The organism is Mesorhizobium sp. NBSH29 (assembly GCF_015500055.1).
In the GTDB taxonomy this organism is placed as follows: Bacteria; Pseudomonadota; Alphaproteobacteria; order Rhizobiales; family Rhizobiaceae; genus Neomesorhizobium.
In genome coordinates this window covers 810,782-827,023 of sequence record NZ_CP045492.1, presented here as the reverse complement: position 1 = coordinate 827,023, position 16,242 = coordinate 810,782, and the positions used below count along the sequence as shown (strand labels likewise).

The window sequence follows — 16,242 nt, the reverse complement described above, 5'->3', positions numbered from 1 at the left end:
TGATGCCGGGTTTTTTTGTCAGCTGTTTCGGTCCCGAGCGGCCAGGGTGCGCAGACGCAGAGCGTTCAGCCGAATGAAACCGGCAGCATCCTTCTGATCATAGGCGCCACGGTCATCTTCGAAAGTGACCAGAGCGTCCGAATAAAGCGACTTGGCGGATTTGCGGCCTGTCACCATCACATTGCCCTTGTACAGTTTCAGGCGGACATCGCCTTCGACATCTGCCTGGCTGGCGTCGATCAGTGCCTGGAGCATTTCGCGCTCGGGAGCGAACCAGAAGCCGTTGTAGATGAGTTCAGCGTAGCGCGGCATTAGCTCGTCCTTGAGATGCGCTGCACCCCGGTCGAGCGTGATGGACTCGATCGCCCGGTGTGCAACGAGCATGATGGTGCCACCCGGAGTTTCGTAGACGCCGCGGCTCTTCATGCCGACGAAACGGTTTTCCACCAGATCCAGCCGGCCGATGCCGTTGTCGCGGCCGAGGTCGTTGAGGGCAGCCAGCATGGTGGCCGGCGATAGCGGTTTGCCGTTCAGGGCAACAGGATCGCCCTTCTTGAAGGTAATCGTGATTTCGGTAACGACGTCGGGTGCATCCATGGGCGAAACGGTGCGCTGGTGGACGAATTCAGGCGGCTCCTGCCAAGGATCTTCCAGCACTTTCCCTTCGGATGATGAATGCAGAAGGTTGGCGTCTACCGAGAAGGGAGCCTCGCCCTGCTTGTCCTTTGGCACCGGGATCTGGTGGTCGTGTGCGAATTTCAGAAGATCGGTGCGGGATTTGAAGGTCCAGTCGCGCCATGGCGCGATGACCTTGATGTCGGGGTTCAGCGCATAAGCAGACAGTTCAAAGCGGACCTGATCATTGCCCTTGCCCGTGGCGCCATGGGCGATGGCATCGGCGCCAGTCTCGCGAGCGATGTCAACGAGATGCTTCGAAATCAACGGTCGGGCGATCGACGTGCCGAGAAGGTAGGTGCCCTCATAGACCGTGTTGGCGCGGAACATCGGGAATACGAAATCGGAGACGAATTCTTCGCGAACATCCATAACACGGATGTCCTTGATGCCCATCATCTCGGCCTTCTGGCGCGCCGGCTCCAGTTCTCCACCCTGGCCAAGGTCGGCGGTGAAGGTGATCACTTCGGCGCCGAGTTCGGTCTGAAGCCATTTGAGGATTATGGAGGTGTCGAGGCCGCCCGAATAAGCAAGCACGACCTTCTTGACGTCTTTCAGTTTCGACATTTTTCGCTCTGTCCGTAGCTGGAGTTCCCGGCGAGGTATCACGGCGCTTTGCCGCTCGGCAAGCATCAGATGGTCATGGTGTGCTGCAAGGCTCGATCAAAAGAGGCCTCTGGCACGGGTGCCCGGCTTGCGCTACCGTCTGCTCCTCCATGGAGCTTCTGTCATGACCATTGTTCCCGAATGGCCGGTAATCCTTCAATTTGCCGTCGCCACTCTTGTCATCGCCATCACGCCGGGGCCTGACATGACGCTATTTGTCGGTCGCACGCTTTCTTCAGGGCGGATGGCTGGGTTTGCCTGCATGGCGGGCGCGTTGACCGGAATCATCATCCATACCTTGCTGGTCGCGTTCGGCCTTTCAGCCCTGATCGTGGCCTCACCCCAGGCATTTTTGGCGTTGAAGATGGGTGGCGCTGGCTATCTTGTCTGGCTCGCGTATCAAGCGCTTCGGAATGGCTCGGCATTCTCGCCCGAGAAAAAGGGCGGTCGCGGCCAAAGTCTGTTTGCCAACTGGGCGACCGGGCTCGGAATCAATCTGTTGAATCCCAAGATCATTCTGTTTTTCATGACCTTCCTGCCGCAGTTCGTGTCAGCAACGGACCCGCATGCGCCGGGGAAACTGTTTTTCCTGGGGCTGATGTTTATTCCGCTGTCGCTGCCTGTTGTGGTGCCGATGGTGCTGGCTGCGGACCGATTTGCCGGACTTTTGCGCAAGAGCCCCAAGGTGACGCGGGTGGTGGACTACCTGTTTGCCGGAGTGTTTTCAGCGTTCGCGCTGAAGATCCTTACCGCGCATGCGCGATAGCGCGGCTCAGGAGCGCGAAACGCCGTTGACCATGAGGCGCACCACGTAAAGCGATGTGGTGCCGGCCATATAGAGACAGTTGCGCTTGACGCCGCCGAAATCGCAATTGGCGACGATTTCCGGCACTTTTACCTTGCCCAGAAGCGTGCCGTCCGGATGGTAGCAGTGCACGCCGTCGCCTGCGCTGGTCCACAAATGGCCCGCTTCGTCGAAGCGGAAGCCGTCGAAAAGGCCGACCGTGCAATTGGCGAATGGCCGGCCGTTGGCCAGTCTATCGCCCTTCACATCGAAGACGCGCATGTGTACCGGCTTGTCGGTTTCGCCGGTGTCGCTGACATAGAGCAGGCTCTCATCGGGCGAAAAGGCAAGGCCGTTGGGCTGGATCATGTCGGTGATCACTGCCTCGACCGAGCCGGTTGTCGGGTCGACGCGGTAGACCTGAGACTTGCCGATTTCGCTCGTCGCCTTGTCGCCTTCATAGTCAGAATCGATGCCGTAGGATGGGTCGGTGAACCAGATCGAGCCATCCGATTTCACCACAACGTCATTGGGTGAGTTCAGCCGTTTGCCCTTCCAGCGGTCAGCCAGTGTGGTGATCGAGCCGTCAAATTCGGTGCGACTGACGCGGCGCCCTGAGTGCTCGCAGGTGACCAACCGCCCCTGGCGATCCACAGTGTTGCCGTTGGAGTTGCCGGATGGCTGGCGGAATGTGCTGACTGAGCCATCCGTCTCGTCATAGCGAAGCATCCGGTTGTTGGGAATGTCGGACCAGACGAGGTAGCGCCCGGCGGCGAACCATGCGGTGCCTTCAGCCCAACGGCACCCGGTATAGAGCTTTTCGACCTGTGCTGTGTCTTTGAAGAGACTTGAAAAACGGCTGTCGAGAACCTCATAGAAATCGGATGCAGCCATGGTCCCGTCGCCCCCTGATGCGTGGAGGAGATTGTTTAAAGCGCCTCTGTACGCAAGGCAATGGCGGCCAAGCTCACGGTTTCGACAGGCGCACGTTAGCCTGGGGCTCGCGCCACCGCCCGGCAGAACGACCTGCGATAAGCCAATAGGCAATACCACCGACCAGCCCGCTGGCAATGACGGCCATGGCGACTGGAAGGTCGGTCAACGAAACTGTTGTCTCGCTTCGGGCTACAGTGCCCAGAACGAACAGAGCGACGGCTGCGCCAGCCAGCGCCTGGACCAGCCAATCGCGTTTTTTGAAAAACTCGGTGGCTCCAATGGCAAGCATTGCCGGGATGAACGCCTGGTAGGCCACAAAAAATGCAAAGACCGGGACCGAGACGAAAGCACTGCCCACAAGGGCCCAGCGCATTTCGTCTGGATTGAGGCCCAGTCGCGCAATGATGAGAAAATTCAGGAAAGCGCCAGCTGCAATCGCGCCGACCAGATAGCCAAACAGGATGACGACGATACGTCCGAGCAACAGAATGAGGCTCACGCTTCGCCGTGTCCCGCAATCATCATGGCTTCGAGCGCGAGACGTTCATGCTTCTTCATGCGCTCTGAATCCGATTTCAACTGCCCGCAGGCAGCAAGAATATCGCGGCCGCGCGGCGTACGGATCGGCGAGGCGTAGCCGGCATTGTTGATATAATCGGAAAATTTCTCGATCGTCTCCCAGTCCGAGCACTGGTAATTGGTGCCCGGCCATGGGTTGAAGGGAATGAGATTGATCTTGGCCGGCACGCCCTTCAGCAGCTTCACCAGCGCCTTGGCGTCTTCGAGACTGTCGTTGACGTCCTTCAGCATCACATACTCAAAAGTGATGCGGCGCGCATTGGAGACGCCCGGATAGGCGCGGCAGGCTGCGATGAGTTCGGCAAGCGGATATTTTTTATTGATTGGAACCAGAAGGTCGCGCAGGTCGTCATTGGTGGCATGCAGAGAAATCGCCAGCATGACCCCGATTTCCTCGCCGGTACGCACGATCTCCGGCACCACGCCCGACGTCGAGAGGGTGATGCGGCGCCGCGACAGGGAAAGTCCGTCGCCATCTGAGGCGATTAGAAGCGCCTTCTTTACTTCCTCAAAATTGTAGAGCGGTTCGCCCATCCCCATCATCACAATATTGGAGACCTTTCGGCCTTCCGCTGGAACCATTGTGCCTTCGGGCGTGTCGTGATCGGGAAAGTCGCCCAGCCGGTCACGTGCTGCCATCAACTGCGCGATGATTTCTTCGGATGTCAGATTGCGCACCAGCTTCTGGGTGCCGGTATGACAGAAAGAGCAGGTCAGTGTGCAGCCAACCTGGCTGGAGATGCACAAGGTGCCGCGACCTTCTTCCGGAATGTAGACGGTCTCGATCTCGACCGGGCGTCCGGCGCCGCGCGGAGGAAAGCGGAACAGCCATTTGCGGGTGCCGTCGGTTGAAATCTGTTCTTCAACGATTTCAGGGCGACCGATGGAAAAATGTTCTGCGAGGGTGGACCGCAGGTCCTTCGAGATGTTGAACATGTGGGCGAAGTCAGTAACGCCGCGCACATAGAGCCAGTGCCAGATCTGGCTAACCCGCATTTTCACCTGGCGTTCTGCGATGACGCCTGCGGCCACCAACGCCTGCCCGAGCTCTTCGCGCGTCATGCCGATGAGCGAGGGCTTCTCTGCTACGGCAACGCGGGCGGCAAGTGCGGCGCGGGTGCTGGTATCTGTGATGTCGAACGATAAAGTCATGGCGGGCCACTATACGCGAAATGCGACCGATTTTGGGATCGGACGCGAGGGAACGCGGCGCATAGCACAGGAACGCGACCGAGTCATGCAGCGCGGTGGCTCTGCCGGGTATGTGACTGCCCACCCACCCTGAAACCGGCAAAAACTTGACTTAGGGAGGCATTTGATGTTTAGAGCCAGCAATTCCGCGACGAGTATAAACTCTGAGCAGCCGACCGGGACCCCCATGTGGGTATAAATAGATCCTGGAGGCCAACATCCGGCAGCGCGATGCGCCCCCGGGTGCTTTTTGGTTTTGGCTTTTGCTTGGAGTGCCGGCGCGAACGCACCACCTCCTGTTCATCAAGATGAATGGGTATGAGGACCACGAATGTTTGAATCGCTTCAGGAGCGCCTTGGCTCCATTCTGAACGGACTGACCGGCCGCGGCGCGCTGTCGGAGGCGGACGTTACCGCTGCCATGCGCGAAGTGCGCCGTGCGCTGCTCGAAGCGGATGTCGCACTCGAAGTGGTTCGCTCTTTCACCGATAAAGTTCGTGCCAAGGCTATTGGCGCAACGGTTCTGAAGTCGATCAAGCCCGGCCAGATGGTCGTCAAGATCGTGCATGATGAACTGGTCGAGATGCTGGGCTCCGAAGGCGAGGTAATAGACCTCAATGCGCCGGCGCCGGTCGTTGTGATGATGGTTGGCCTTCAGGGCTCCGGCAAGACGACGACCACTGCCAAGCTGGCGAAGCGCCTCACCGAGCGCCAGGGCAAGAAGGTCCTGATGGCCTCGCTGGATACCCAGCGCCCCGCCGCGCAGGAACAGCTGCGGCAGCTTGGCGAACAGGTGAAGGTTGCAACGCTGCCCATCGTTGCCGGCCAGACCCCGGTTGAGATTGCGCGCCGCGCCGTGCAGGCGGCCAAGCTGGGCGGTCATGATGTGATCATCCTCGACACGGCTGGCCGCACGCATATTGATGTGCCGCTGATGGCCGAGATGACGGAGATCAAGCGCGTCTCGAACCCGCACGAAATTCTGCTTGTTGCCGATTCCCTGACTGGCCAGGATGCGGTGAACCTTGCACGTAGCTTCGACGAAAGTGTTGGCATTACCGGTCTTGTGCTGACCCGGATGGATGGCGATGGGCGCGGTGGTGCTGCCCTTTCCATGCGTGCCGTTACCGGCAAGCCGGTCAAGATCATCGGCACTGGCGAGAAGATGGATGCGCTTGAGGAGTTTCATCCCAAGCGTATTGCCGATCGTATTCTGGGCATGGGCGACATTGTTTCGCTCGTTGAAAAAGCTGCTGAAACCATTGACGCCGAACAGGCGGCTGCGATGGCCAAGAAGATGCAGTCGGGCAAGTTCGATCTTAACGATCTTGCCGCGCAGCTTGGCCAGATGCAGAAGATGGGCGGTATGGGCGGCATTATGGGCATGATGCCCGGTATGGGCAAAATGAAAGACCAGATGTCTGCGGCTGGAATGGACGACAAGATGTTTGCGCGCCAAGTCGCAATCATTTCGTCCATGACCAAGGCAGAACGCGCCAATCCGGACATTCTAAAGCATAGCCGCAAAAAGCGTATAGCTGCCGGTTCGGGAACCGATGCGGCGGCCATCAACAAGCTCTTGAAGATGCATCGCCAGATGGCTGACATGATGAAAGCCATGGGCGGCAAGGGCAAGGGCGGCGGCATGATGCGCGGCATGATGGGCGGCATGGCGCAGAAAATGGGCCTTGGCGGCATGATGGGGGGCGGCATGCCGGATCTCTCCAGCATGGACCCCAAGCAGCTTGAGGCTTTGCAGAAACAGGCGCAGGCATCCGGTCTCGGTGGCGGTATGCCAAGAGGCTTACCAGGGCTACCTGGCGGTGGATTGCCCGGTTTACCAGGTGGCATGAAGCTTCCCGGACTTGGCGGCGGCCTGCCCGGCCTGCCGAAAAAGAAGTGAGTGCAGGATGAGTGCAACCAAATCCCCCCAGGCACAGCTGGCAGATTATCGCGTATCGATTGACAATATCGACGCCGCGTTGGTGAACATGCTGGCCGAGCGGTTTCGCTGCACCAAGGCGGTCGGTGTTCTCAAGGCCGAGCATGGCTTGCCGGCTGCCGACCCGTCTCGCGAAGCGACGCAGATCGCGCGGCTTCGCCAGCTTGCTCAAGAGGCGCATCTCGATCCTGATTTTGCAGAAAAATTCCTGAACTTCGTCATCAAGGAAGTCATCAGGCACCACGAACAGATCGCGACCGAAACCGGTAGCGCTTCCTGACCAACCCAACAGTCAAACCCAATCAACTTACGTCCTTAGGAGAACCAAGAAAATGGCATTGAAAATTCGTCTCGCCCGCGCCGGCTCGAAAAAGCGCCCTTACTATCACGTCGTCATCGCCGACGCCCGCTCGCCACGCGATGGCCGCTTCATCGAGGCAATTGGTTCGTGGAACCCGCTGCTCGCCAAGGGCGAAGAGCGCGTGAAGATCGACGCCGACCGTGCCAAGCACTGGCTGTCGCAAGGCGCGATGCCAACCGACCGCGTGCTGCGCTTCCTTGATGAAGCCGGCATTGCCAAGCGCGAAGCCCGCTCGAACCCGAACAAGGCCGAGCCCGGCAAGAAGGCGCAGGAACGCGCTGCCACGATGAAGAAGGCACAGGAAGATGCAGCAGCCGCTATTGCCGCGGCAACGGCTGCGCCTGCTGAGGAAGCTCCGGCTGAGGAAGCTGCTGCTTCGTAAGCCAGCTACTCTGCGCAGACTTCTCAAACGGCGGCCACTGGCCGCCGTTTTTGCATCTGGTTGTGGTTGTGCGTTTCGTGCCGCACCCGCTCACCTGGGTTCTTGAACATGCTGAGGCACCGGGCAGAGCCGCGCTTTCGCGAGATAAAGCATCTCGGCGAGCTGCCAAAGCTGATCGCCGAGATTTCAGAACGGGCTTAGGCAGCCTTTTTCTTCGGCTGGATCAATCCGCGCTCGATCAGCAGTTCGGCGATCTGAATGGTGTTGAGCGCCGCGCCCTTGCGCAGATTGTCGGAGACGATCCACATCGAAAGACCATTGTCGATGGTGGAGTCCTCGCGGATGCGGGAAATAAAGGTCGCATCCTCGCCGGCCGATTCCAGCGGCGTGATGTAACCGCCGTCTTCGCGCTTATCGATGACAAGGCAGCCCGGTGCTTCGCGCAGGATATCGCGGGCTTCATCCGCGGTAATCGGGTTTTCAAACTCGATATTTACCGCTTCCGAGTGACCGATGAACACCGGCACGCGCACGCAGGTGGCGGTCAGCTTGATCTTGGGATCAAGCATCTTCTTGGTCTCGGCCACCATCTTCCATTCTTCCTTGGTGAAGCCGTCATCAAGGAAGACATCGATATGGGGAATGACATTAAAGGCGATGCGCTTGGTGAACTTCTTGCTCTCGACCGAATCCGCCACGAACACAGCACGGGTCTGGGTGAACAGCTCGTCCATGCCTTCCTTGCCAGCGCCGGAAACCGACTGATAGGTTGCTACGACGACGCGCTTGATCTTGGCAAAATCGTGCAAGGGCTTCAGTGCAACAACCAGCTGTGCGGTTGAGCAGTTTGGATTGGCGATGATGTTCTTCTTGGTGAAGCCGGATATGGCGTCGGGGTTCACTTCAGGCACGATCAAAGGCACATCCTGATCGTAACGGAAGGCGCTCGAATTATCGATGACGACGCAGCCCATCTTGCCGATCTTTGGCGACCATTCCTTCGAGACATTGCCGCCGGCAGACATGAGGCAGATGTCGACGTCGGAAAAATCGAAAGTCTCGAGTGCGCGCACTTTCAGTGTCTTGTCACCGTAAGATACTTCCGTGCCCTGGCTGCGCCGCGAGGCGACGGCAACCACTTCAGAGACCGGAAAGCCGCGCTCTTCGAGAATGTTAAGCATTTCGCGACCCACATTACCCGTGGCTCCGACTACTGCTACCTTGAAACCCATTGAAATTCTCCTGCTCCCTCTCCGCCTGGCTTTTGTGGAGAACCCGCTGGCCTTGCGGGTTTCGCCCCCGGGCCAGACCCGGGAGAGGGGTGGTTAGGCCAAGGGAGATCAGACCGTTTTAGTGGTCGTTTTGGCCATGGTTTTGGTGAAACGAAGGGGCGCGCGCCGACGACCGGCATCATGGCCGGGAAAATCGAACGCAAAAAGTGCCATAAGAAGGCCGCGCATTGAAGGCTCCGTAACGTCGCCGCCTTGTACCCCGTTTGATCAAAGAGTCAATCGAGGCAAAATATCCGGCGCGCCTGCATGTCAGCCAAGGGCGCGGAACTTTTCGATGATCGCGTCGCCCATGGCGGTTGTCCCAACTTCGGTCATGCCCTCGGACAGAATGTCCTTCGTGCGCAAGCCATCATCCAGTACTGCGGCGATTGACGCCTCCACTCGGTCTGCCTCGGCGACCATGCCGAACGAATAGCGCAGGCACATGGCGAAGGAGGAAAGCATGGCGATGGGGTTGGCAATGCCCTGGCCGGCAATGTCCGGTGCCGAGCCGTGCACGGGCTCGTATAGTGCCTTGCGTTTGCCTGTCATGGCATCTGGCGCCCCGAGCGAGGCCGATGGCAACATGCCGAGCGAGCCGGTGAGCATAGCGGCGACATCTGACAGCATATCGCCAAACAGATTGTCGGTGACGATCACATCGAACTGTTTTGGCCAGCGCACAAGCTGCATGCCGCCGGCATCTGCAAGCATGTGATCGAGCTTCACATCGGCGTATTTTTCCTTATGGGTCTGGGTCACCACCTCATTCCACAAAACGCCGGATTTCATGACGTTGCGCTTTTCCATGGAGGTAACGTGGTTGTTGCGGGTGCGTGCCAGCTCAAACGCCACACCTGAGATGCGTTCGATCTCGAATGTGTCATAAACCTGCGTGTCGATGCCGCGCTTCTGGCCATTGCCAAGATCGATGATCTGCTTGGGTTCGCCGAAATACACGCCGCCGGTCAACTCGCGTACGATCAGAATATCGAGACCCTCGACTACCTCCTGCTTGAGTGAGGAGGAGGCCGCAAGCGCGGGATAGCAGATGGCTGGCCGCAAATTGGCGAACAGCTCCATGTCTTTGCGAAGGCGAAGCAACCCGGCTTCGGGGCGCACATCATAGGGTACTGCATCCCACTTCGGACCGCCAACAGCGCCGAATAAAACCGCATCGGCGGCCATTGCCTTGTCCATGTCGGCGTCTGAAATGGCGGCGCCATGGGCGTCGTAGGCACAGCCGCCGACCAGCCCCTCGTCAGTTTCGAAGCCGGTGGACAGGGTGTCATTCATCACGGCAATAAGCTTTTTCACCTCGCCCATCGCTTCGGGACCGATGCCGTCGCCGGCGAGGAGGAGAAGTTTGCGCGCTGCCATGGAAGAGCCTTTCTAGCGTGGAAGCCGCCTTGCTAACGGCGAAGCCCATGTCGCGCAAGGATTTTAGTCGCGTGCAGATGGGTCGATGAGGGTGTTCAGACAGAAGGCTGCCCGAGCACTTCCTGTAACGTGGCAACGAGGCGGTCGCATTCAGCATCCGTGCCGATGCTGATACGCAGAAAATCGCCGATCCTGTCTTTCGGAAAATGCCGCACCAGGATCTCGTGCTTGCGAAGCGCGCTGGCGAGATCAGCGCCTGGCCATTGCGGGTGGCGGGCAAACACAAAATTCGTGGCAGACGGGATGACGATGAAGCCCATGTCGCGCAGAGAACCGGACAGCCGCTCCCGGCTGGCAACGATCATGTCGCGGTGACGCTCAAACCACTCCTGGTCTTCCCAGGCAGCCGTCGCGCCGGCGATTGCCAGTCGATCCAGCGGATAGGAATTAAAACTGTCCTTGACCCGCTCCAGTGCCTCGATCAGCGGCCGTTGCCCGATCGCAAAGCCAACCCGCAGCCCGGCTAGAGCGCGCGACTTGGAAAAAGTCTGGATCACAAGAAGATTGGGATATTTTTGAACCAGCGGTACCGCGCTTTCGCCGCCGAAATCGACATATGCTTCGTCGATCACGACGACTTTGTCGGAATGGCTTGCGATCAGTCTCTCTATCTCTGCCAGGGGCAGGACACTTCCAGTCGGTGCGTTAGGATTGGGGAGAATGATGGCGCCACATGGCACGTCATAATCGGCAATCTTCACCTGCATGTCGGCATCAACGGGAATCTGGCGGAAATCAATTCCGTAAAGACGGCAGTAGGTGGTGTAAAAACTGTAGGTAATGTCGGGGAATAGAAGCGGCCCCTCATGGTTCAGAAGCGCCTGAAACGCGTGCGCCAAAACCTCGTCGGATCCGTTGCCGACAAACACCATGCCAGCATCAATGTCGTAGCTTTGGGCAATGGCCTTTCGCAGCTGCACCGAACCTGAGTCGGGATAGAGCTTGAGCGTATCGGCAGCCGCTTCGGCGATGGCCGCCAGCGCATGCGGCGACGGGCCGTAGGGGTTTTCATTGGTGTTGAGCTTGAGCCCATCGCGCAGAACGGTCTGCTCGCCAGCCACATAGGGCGTCAGCGTATGAACAAGGGGGCTCCAGAAATGACTCATCACAGGCTCCAGCAGCGACACTCATGGCGCGAGAATGTGAACTATTCGATCGCGGGCTAATCGGGAAGGGCGCGTCGCAAAAATCGCTGATGCCAACGGGTGTTCACCCACAGGCCTGATACGCCGGCCAGTTGTTACTCCGGGCGCCGCAGTGCCGTGACCTCGATCTCGATTTTCATTTCAGGCTTGTTCAGCTGGCAGGTGATCATCGTCGCTGCCGGTCTGATATCGCCGAAATAGCTGCCGAGGATCGGGAACACGCGGTCCACGAAGGCTGTGTCGGTAATGTAGTAGTGCGCACGGACCACGTCTTCGAGCTCAAACCCACCCTCGCGCAGTGCATTGCGGATTGTGGCCATGCAATTGTGGGTTTGATCTTCGACACTGTCAGGCATTGCCATGGTGGTATAGTCGTAGCCCGTGGTGCCGGAGACGAAACACCAGTCGCCTTGCACGACCGCGCGGCTGTAGCCCGCCGTCATTTCAAACGGTGAACCGGTCGAGATCAGCTTTCGCGTATCGCCCATTTGCGCTCAAGCCCAGGGGCGGCTTTGCGCGTTGCGCTCTTCAAAACTGGCGATGGCAGGGGCCTTTTCCATCGTCAGGCCGATGTCATCGAGGCCATTCAGCATGCAATGGCGCTTGAAGTCGTCAATCTCGAATGCAATCACGCCGCCGTCTGGACCGCGGATTTCGAGGGTCTCGAGATCGACAGAGACGGTCGCGTTGGCGCCGCGCTCGGCGTCATCCATCAGCTTGTCGAGGTCTTCCTGACTGACCGTGATCGGCAGAATGCCGTTCTTGAAGCAATTGTTGTAAAAGATATCAGCAAAGCTGGTGGAGATGACACAGCGAATACCGAAGTCGAGAAGCGCCCACGGCGCGTGTTCGCGCGAGGAGCCGCAGCCGAAATTGTCGCCGACAACCAGGATCTGGGCGTTGCGGTAGGCCGGCTTGTTGAGGACGAAGTCGGGGTTTTCCGCACCGTCGTCGAGATAGCGCATTTCCGCGAAAAGGCCGACGCCAAGCCCGGTGCGCTTGATCGTCTTCAGATAATCCTTCGGGATGATCATGTCGGTATCGACATTGACGATTGGCAGCGGCGCCGCAACGCCTGTGAGCCTGTTGAATTTTTCCATGATGAGCGCCCGATAAGGTTCAAAATTTTTTGTTCGTGCACTCTTATACAAAAGCTGCACGGGAATCAAAGCGGCGGCGGACCTGGGGCGTTGGAGCGGGTGTGATGCCATGAGGGGCAATCAGCAATCCTGCGCGTACGTTCCGAGACATCATCCGAACGCTAATTGGGTTTTTGGAAATTGGGCCGATCCTTGTTGTAGTGCGTGGACAGGTAGTCGAGAATCTCGGTTCGCTCCGGCTCGGCGATCTCATCCATCTCCTGCTCTTTGACCATCCAGTCCAGCATGTCGACCCAGTTCTCACGGGTGAGACCTTGCTGTGCAACGATCATCTCCGAATGGCAGGATGAGCAGGCATAGTACGTCGCCTCGACACCGGGCGCGACCTTCAATCGACCAAAATCTCCTTCAATCGGTTGGGCAGTATCTGTGGCGGGATCAGCAGACGCAGCTTGGCTGGCCGGCTCCACCTTCTCTTCGGCGGCGCCGAACTGAACCGGCTTGTCAGAGAAGGTGTTGAGGTAGGCGATGAGGTTCGCGCGCTCATCCTCTTTCTTGAGGCCGGGAAACGCCATCTTGGTGCCTTTCACTTCGGCCCGAGGCTGATGCAGATAGGCATCCAGCCGCTCTAGGGTCCACTCTCCGCCATACGTCTTTAAGGCAGGGGAATAAGAATAGCCTTCGACCTGAGCGACCGCCTTTCCGACGACGCCATAGAGATTGGGCCCAACCTTGTTTCTACCGTCTTTTTCGATCGTGTGGCATGCGACACAACGCTTGAACAGTTTCTCGCCCTGGGCGATGTCGGCCGAGACAAGCTTGGCCTGCATGTCTGCGACAGCGGGCGTTGCACCCGCAAGCGCAAGCCCAAAGAACCCTAGCCGAACATGTGAAAAATTCATTGTTCTAAAATCTCCATGAAATTGCGACAAGCAGCGCTTCGGCCGCTTTACGCCATTGCCAGCCCACAGCAGCAGGGGCGCAATCAACTGGCGCGGACGCCAACCCGGTGCATCGTGTTGTTGAGGTATCCCTTGGGGTTCCAGGCGATTGCGAAAGGCTGCGTTTCAGCTTCGCTGTCGGTCGCCCGAGCCCAAATCTCATAATATCCGGCCTGTGGCAGCGCCAGTGTCGCGCGCCAATTCTGCCAGGCACCGTCGTTGACCGGCGCGTCGAGTTCCGTGCTCTGCCACGTCGCGCCGAAGTCTATGGAGATGTCGAGCTTACTGATCGAACGATCGCCCGACCAGGCGTGGCCACGTACCTCGGTTTCCATGCCGATATCCGCGCCATTGGCAGGGAAAGTGACAATGGACTTGACCGGCATGCGCTCGATTATGACGAAATCTTCCGTCGAAACCTGTTGGCCGGCAGCGACGGGATAGGCTGGCACGCGGTATGAAGTGCCCATCATCTTGGGGCCATCATGCACCTGGTCGCGCAGTTCGATGCGGGTCAACCATTTGTGGGCGGTTGAGGCTGGCCAGCCAGGGACAACCAGCCTTAAGGGCGCACCGTTCATCGGGTGCATGGCCTCGCCGTTCATTTCGAAGGCAATGAGGATATTGTCAGTCATTGCCTTTGCGATGGGCAGGCCGCGCGAAATGGGTTGCCTGTCGGGGTTGCCTGACAGGTGCGTGTCAGCACCGTAGTGGGCGGTGTATACGACGTTTGACTGGACGCCGGCCTTTTCCAGAACGTCCTTCAGGCGCACGCCCGTCCATTCGGCGCAGCCGATGCCGCCGTAGGTCCATTGAAGGCCTTTAGCGGGTGGGTTGAAGGCGCCACGCCCATTGCCGCCGCATTCGAGCGTGAGCTGCAATTTCACCACCTCGAAGTTTTCCCGCAGATCGGCAATGGACAGAGTGAGCTTGTTGTCGACGAAGCCGTCGATCGTCAGCGTCCAATTTTCGGGATCGGTATTTTCCGGGGGAACGCCATTGTTGCGCACGAAATGCCGATTGGTGGGGGTGACCGCATCATCGAGCAGCTCGGGCGGTGTCTCGACGTTGAGAGGTCGATCGTTCAGAAGCGTGAGGCCATCTTTGCCGGCAAGGACGTCATGGTCCTGCGCGAAAGCCGCTGGCACCAGCCCGAAAGGCATGTTGCGGTGGAAGGGTATGGAGGCTCCGACCATTGCCGACATGGTGGCCAGTCCAGCATTTTTCAGGAAACCGCGGCGTCCCTGATGGTCAATGCCGCCCCTGGTTTCCTCTGGGGGAGCGGTTTCAGCACGTGATCCTGCGTTGCGGCCCCTTTTTCCTGAGACATCGGACATCATCTTGTTCCTTATTCTTGCTGGAAAAATGTCGGCAGAACTCACCCTATCGCCTGCTCAATAATATATTGTGAGGCTGCACTGTGCAACACAGCAATAATTGTATTCTTAAAATTTTACAATATAGCGATAAATCCGCTTTATGTTTCGCAGAAGCTTAAGTAGTACAAACAAATGTACTTGTATCAGGTTCAAGCCAGCCAACGAAAGCTTCCTGCGGCTGGCAATTTTTCATTTCAATTAAAGCGCGGATAATCGCACCGATGGGGTGCGCGTGCACCCCATCGCATGACGTTTCCCTGGTTTAGTCGGTCTAGATGACGTTCAGTTCCCGGAACGCCCGGCCCTCAGCCACCCGTTCATAGCCAAAGGTGCTGCAGTCAATGCTGCGATAGGCTCCATGGACAACCAGTTCAGCCAGCGCCTTGCCGACAGCCGGCGCCTGTTGCAGGCCGTGGCCGGAAAAACCATTCGCGAAGAGAAAGTTTGCGACCTCGGGGTGGGGACCGATCACGGCATTTTGGTCGAGCGTGTTGTAGTCATAGTGACCGGCCCAGGCCCGGCCCGGCTTGATAGCCTCGAATGCCGGAATGCGATGGGCAAGCGTTGGCCAGATGACATCCTCGAACAGCGCCCAATCCGGTTCGAAATCGGTCGGGTCGGCCGGGCCATCCGCTCCATAATCTTCGGCGCCGCCGGTGATGTACATCGCGCCTTCGGGGCGGACATAGACGCCGGATGGATCGACCAGCAATGGCATGTAGGCGAAATGCTCGCGCGCCTCGAACACAAAAACGCTGCGTTTGCGCGGCTCTACCGGGAGGGGAATGCCGGCCATTGCTGCCACGTTTCCGGCGTTGGGTCCGGCAGCGTTGACCAGGGTGCCGGCGGCCAGCTTGCGGCCGTCATCCAGTGTGACACCGGTGACGCGTGAGCCCTCGCGCTCGACGGAAACCACGTCCGCGGCGATGAGATCCACGTTCATCGTGCGCAGTGCCTTGCGGAACAGCATCAAAAGGGCGTGCGCGTCGAACCAGCCTTCGCCCGAGCGTCCATAAGCTCCGGCGGTAATGCCTTCGGTCGAAAGCCACGCGAAGCGCTTTTGCAATTCTTCGGGGTTTTCCAGCAGAATGTCGGCGCCTTCGCCCGTCTGGGCCGCATGGTTCTGCTGCAGGATCGGCAGCCCCTGTTCGCCGGCGAGGATCAGATATCCTTTTTCATGGAAGGCGATGTCGGAGCCGGTCCCGAATTCGTCCTGCAGCCGCCGAAACAGCGCGAGCGTAAACTGCGACAGTCGGATGTTTTCAGGGATCGAAAACTGCTGGCGGATCGAGGCGCAGGAAAGCGTTGTTGCCGCATGGGTGAAGTTCGGATCGCGCTCGATCAGCGCAATCGATCCGGAAAAACCTTCGCGGCGCAGAAAATAAGCCACCGAACTGCCCACAATTGCCCCGCCTATGATGACGACGTCGTATCCAGTCATGCCTGTGTTCCGCTCTTGAAAGGTCGATCTGACATAGTCAGAAGCCCTTGCACAGGCAGCTTGGGCAAG

At 58.6% G+C, this 16,242-nt stretch carries 16 protein-coding genes; 4 read left to right on the top strand and 12 right to left on the bottom strand.

What is annotated here, in order from left to right; all coding sequences use genetic code 11:
* Positions 1–18: 18 nt before the first annotated feature.
* Positions 19–1,242, bottom strand: coding sequence for an argininosuccinate synthase (locus GA830_RS04035; RefSeq protein ID WP_195163823.1), 1,224 nt, complete (start codon positions 1,240–1,242; stop codon positions 19–21).
* 163 nt (positions 1,243–1,405) lie between these two features.
* Here GA830_RS04035 and GA830_RS04030 point away from each other — a divergent pair, with 163 nt between their 5' ends.
* Positions 1,406–2,047: a LysE family translocator gene (locus tag GA830_RS04030; RefSeq protein ID WP_195163822.1), complete on the top strand. Its 642-nt coding sequence runs from the start codon at positions 1,406–1,408 to the stop codon at positions 2,045–2,047.
* Positions 2,048–2,053: 6 nt separating this feature from the next.
* Here GA830_RS04030 and GA830_RS04025 read toward each other — a convergent pair whose 3' ends face one another.
* From GA830_RS04025 to rlmN, 3 genes are all read right to left on the bottom strand, one after another.
* The gene (locus tag GA830_RS04025) at positions 2,054–2,959 is read right to left on the bottom strand and encodes an SMP-30/gluconolactonase/LRE family protein (RefSeq protein WP_195163821.1); all 906 of its coding nucleotides are present in this window, start codon (positions 2,957–2,959) and stop codon (positions 2,054–2,056) included.
* Positions 2,960–3,032: 73 nt separating this feature from the next.
* Positions 3,033–3,500 carry a hypothetical protein gene (locus tag GA830_RS04020; RefSeq protein ID WP_195163820.1) on the bottom strand — a complete coding sequence of 156 codons (468 nt, stop codon included), beginning with the start codon at positions 3,498–3,500 and terminating at the stop codon, positions 3,033–3,035.
* Entirely contained in the window at positions 3,497–4,732 is a 1,236-nt protein-coding gene (gene rlmN, locus GA830_RS04015) for a 23S rRNA (adenine(2503)-C(2))-methyltransferase RlmN (protein ID WP_195163819.1), read from the bottom strand. The genes GA830_RS04020 and rlmN overlap by 4 nt, the downstream gene beginning before the upstream one ends.
* A gap of 370 nt (positions 4,733–5,102) precedes the next feature.
* Here rlmN and ffh point away from each other — a divergent pair, with 370 nt between their 5' ends.
* The 3 genes from ffh to rpsP are packed head-to-tail and all read left to right on the top strand — an operon-like array spanning position 5,103 to position 7,456.
* Entirely contained in the window at positions 5,103–6,674 is a 1,572-nt protein-coding gene (gene ffh / locus GA830_RS04010) for a signal recognition particle protein (protein ID WP_195163818.1), read from the top strand.
* Between the two features lie 7 nt (positions 6,675–6,681).
* Positions 6,682–6,993, top strand: coding sequence for a chorismate mutase (locus GA830_RS04005; protein WP_195163817.1), 312 nt, complete (start codon positions 6,682–6,684; stop codon positions 6,991–6,993).
* A gap of 52 nt (positions 6,994–7,045) precedes the next feature.
* Complete coding sequence (gene rpsP / locus GA830_RS04000) at positions 7,046–7,456, top strand: 30S ribosomal protein S16 (protein ID WP_195163816.1); 411 nt, start codon at positions 7,046–7,048, stop codon at positions 7,454–7,456.
* A gap of 197 nt (positions 7,457–7,653) precedes the next feature.
* Here the strand turns inward: rpsP and GA830_RS03995 are convergent, their stop codons facing one another.
* The 8 genes from GA830_RS03995 to GA830_RS03960 form a co-directional block, all read right to left on the bottom strand.
* Positions 7,654–8,688 (bottom strand): aspartate-semialdehyde dehydrogenase, encoded by a 1,035-nt coding sequence (locus tag GA830_RS03995; RefSeq protein ID WP_195163815.1) that lies wholly within the window; start codon positions 8,686–8,688, stop codon positions 7,654–7,656.
* A 309-nt stretch (positions 8,689–8,997) separates the two neighbouring features.
* Entirely contained in the window at positions 8,998–10,107 is a 1,110-nt protein-coding gene (leuB, locus tag GA830_RS03990) for a 3-isopropylmalate dehydrogenase (RefSeq protein WP_195163814.1), read from the bottom strand.
* A 95-nt stretch (positions 10,108–10,202) separates the two neighbouring features.
* Positions 10,203–11,273 carry a histidinol-phosphate transaminase gene (hisC, locus tag GA830_RS03985; protein WP_195163813.1) on the bottom strand — a complete coding sequence of 357 codons (1,071 nt, stop codon included), beginning with the start codon at positions 11,271–11,273 and terminating at the stop codon, positions 10,203–10,205.
* A gap of 134 nt (positions 11,274–11,407) precedes the next feature.
* Complete coding sequence (locus tag GA830_RS03980; RefSeq protein ID WP_195163812.1) at positions 11,408–11,800, bottom strand: RidA family protein; 393 nt, start codon at positions 11,798–11,800, stop codon at positions 11,408–11,410.
* A 6-nt stretch (positions 11,801–11,806) separates the two neighbouring features.
* Entirely contained in the window at positions 11,807–12,412 is a 606-nt protein-coding gene (leuD, locus tag GA830_RS03975; RefSeq protein ID WP_195163811.1) for a 3-isopropylmalate dehydratase small subunit, read from the bottom strand.
* Between the two features lie 161 nt (positions 12,413–12,573).
* Positions 12,574–13,242, bottom strand: coding sequence for a c-type cytochrome (locus GA830_RS03970; RefSeq protein ID WP_258045555.1), 669 nt, complete (start codon positions 13,240–13,242; stop codon positions 12,574–12,576).
* Positions 13,243–13,397: 155 nt separating this feature from the next.
* Positions 13,398–14,558 carry a sulfite oxidase gene (locus GA830_RS03965; RefSeq protein ID WP_258045554.1) on the bottom strand — a complete coding sequence of 387 codons (1,161 nt, stop codon included), beginning with the start codon at positions 14,556–14,558 and terminating at the stop codon, positions 13,398–13,400.
* Positions 14,559–15,003: 445 nt separating this feature from the next.
* Entirely contained in the window at positions 15,004–16,173 is a 1,170-nt protein-coding gene (locus tag GA830_RS03960) for an NAD(P)/FAD-dependent oxidoreductase (protein WP_195163808.1), read from the bottom strand.
* Between the last annotated feature and the right edge of the window lie 69 nt (positions 16,174–16,242).

Bases quoted from the DNA above. Each gene is read 5' to 3' on its own strand.
- GA830_RS03960 (WP_195163808.1), bottom strand. From the start codon at position 16,173: ATGACTGGATACGACGTCGTCATCATAGGCGGGGCAATTGTGGGCAGT.
- GA830_RS03965 (WP_258045554.1), bottom strand. From the start codon at position 14,558: ATGTCGGCAATGGTCGGAGCCTCCATACCCTTCCACCGCAACATGCCT.
- GA830_RS03970 (WP_258045555.1), bottom strand. From the start codon at position 13,242: ATGCAGGCCAAGCTTGTCTCGGCCGACATCGCCCAGGGCGAGAAACTG.
- GA830_RS04025 (WP_195163821.1), bottom strand. From the start codon at position 2,959: ATGGCTGCATCCGATTTCTATGAGGTTCTCGACAGCCGTTTTTCAAGT.
- GA830_RS03995 (WP_195163815.1), bottom strand. From the start codon at position 8,688: ATGGGTTTCAAGGTAGCAGTAGTCGGAGCCACGGGTAATGTGGGTCGC.
- GA830_RS04030 (WP_195163822.1), top strand. From the start codon at position 1,406: ATGACCATTGTTCCCGAATGGCCGGTAATCCTTCAATTTGCCGTCGCC.
- hisC (WP_195163813.1), bottom strand. From the start codon at position 11,273: ATGAGTCATTTCTGGAGCCCCCTTGTTCATACGCTGACGCCCTATGTG.
- GA830_RS04035 (WP_195163823.1), bottom strand. From the start codon at position 1,242: ATGTCGAAACTGAAAGACGTCAAGAAGGTCGTGCTTGCTTATTCGGGC.
- GA830_RS04005 (WP_195163817.1), top strand. From the start codon at position 6,682: ATGAGTGCAACCAAATCCCCCCAGGCACAGCTGGCAGATTATCGCGTA.
- leuD (WP_195163811.1), bottom strand. From the start codon at position 12,412: ATGGAAAAATTCAACAGGCTCACAGGCGTTGCGGCGCCGCTGCCAATC.
- rlmN (WP_195163819.1), bottom strand. From the start codon at position 4,732: ATGACTTTATCGTTCGACATCACAGATACCAGCACCCGCGCCGCACTT.
- GA830_RS03980 (WP_195163812.1), bottom strand. From the start codon at position 11,800: ATGGGCGATACGCGAAAGCTGATCTCGACCGGTTCACCGTTTGAAATG.
- ffh (WP_195163818.1), top strand. From the start codon at position 5,103: ATGTTTGAATCGCTTCAGGAGCGCCTTGGCTCCATTCTGAACGGACTG.
- leuB (WP_195163814.1), bottom strand. From the start codon at position 10,107: ATGGCAGCGCGCAAACTTCTCCTCCTCGCCGGCGACGGCATCGGTCCC.
- rpsP (WP_195163816.1), top strand. From the start codon at position 7,046: ATGGCATTGAAAATTCGTCTCGCCCGCGCCGGCTCGAAAAAGCGCCCT.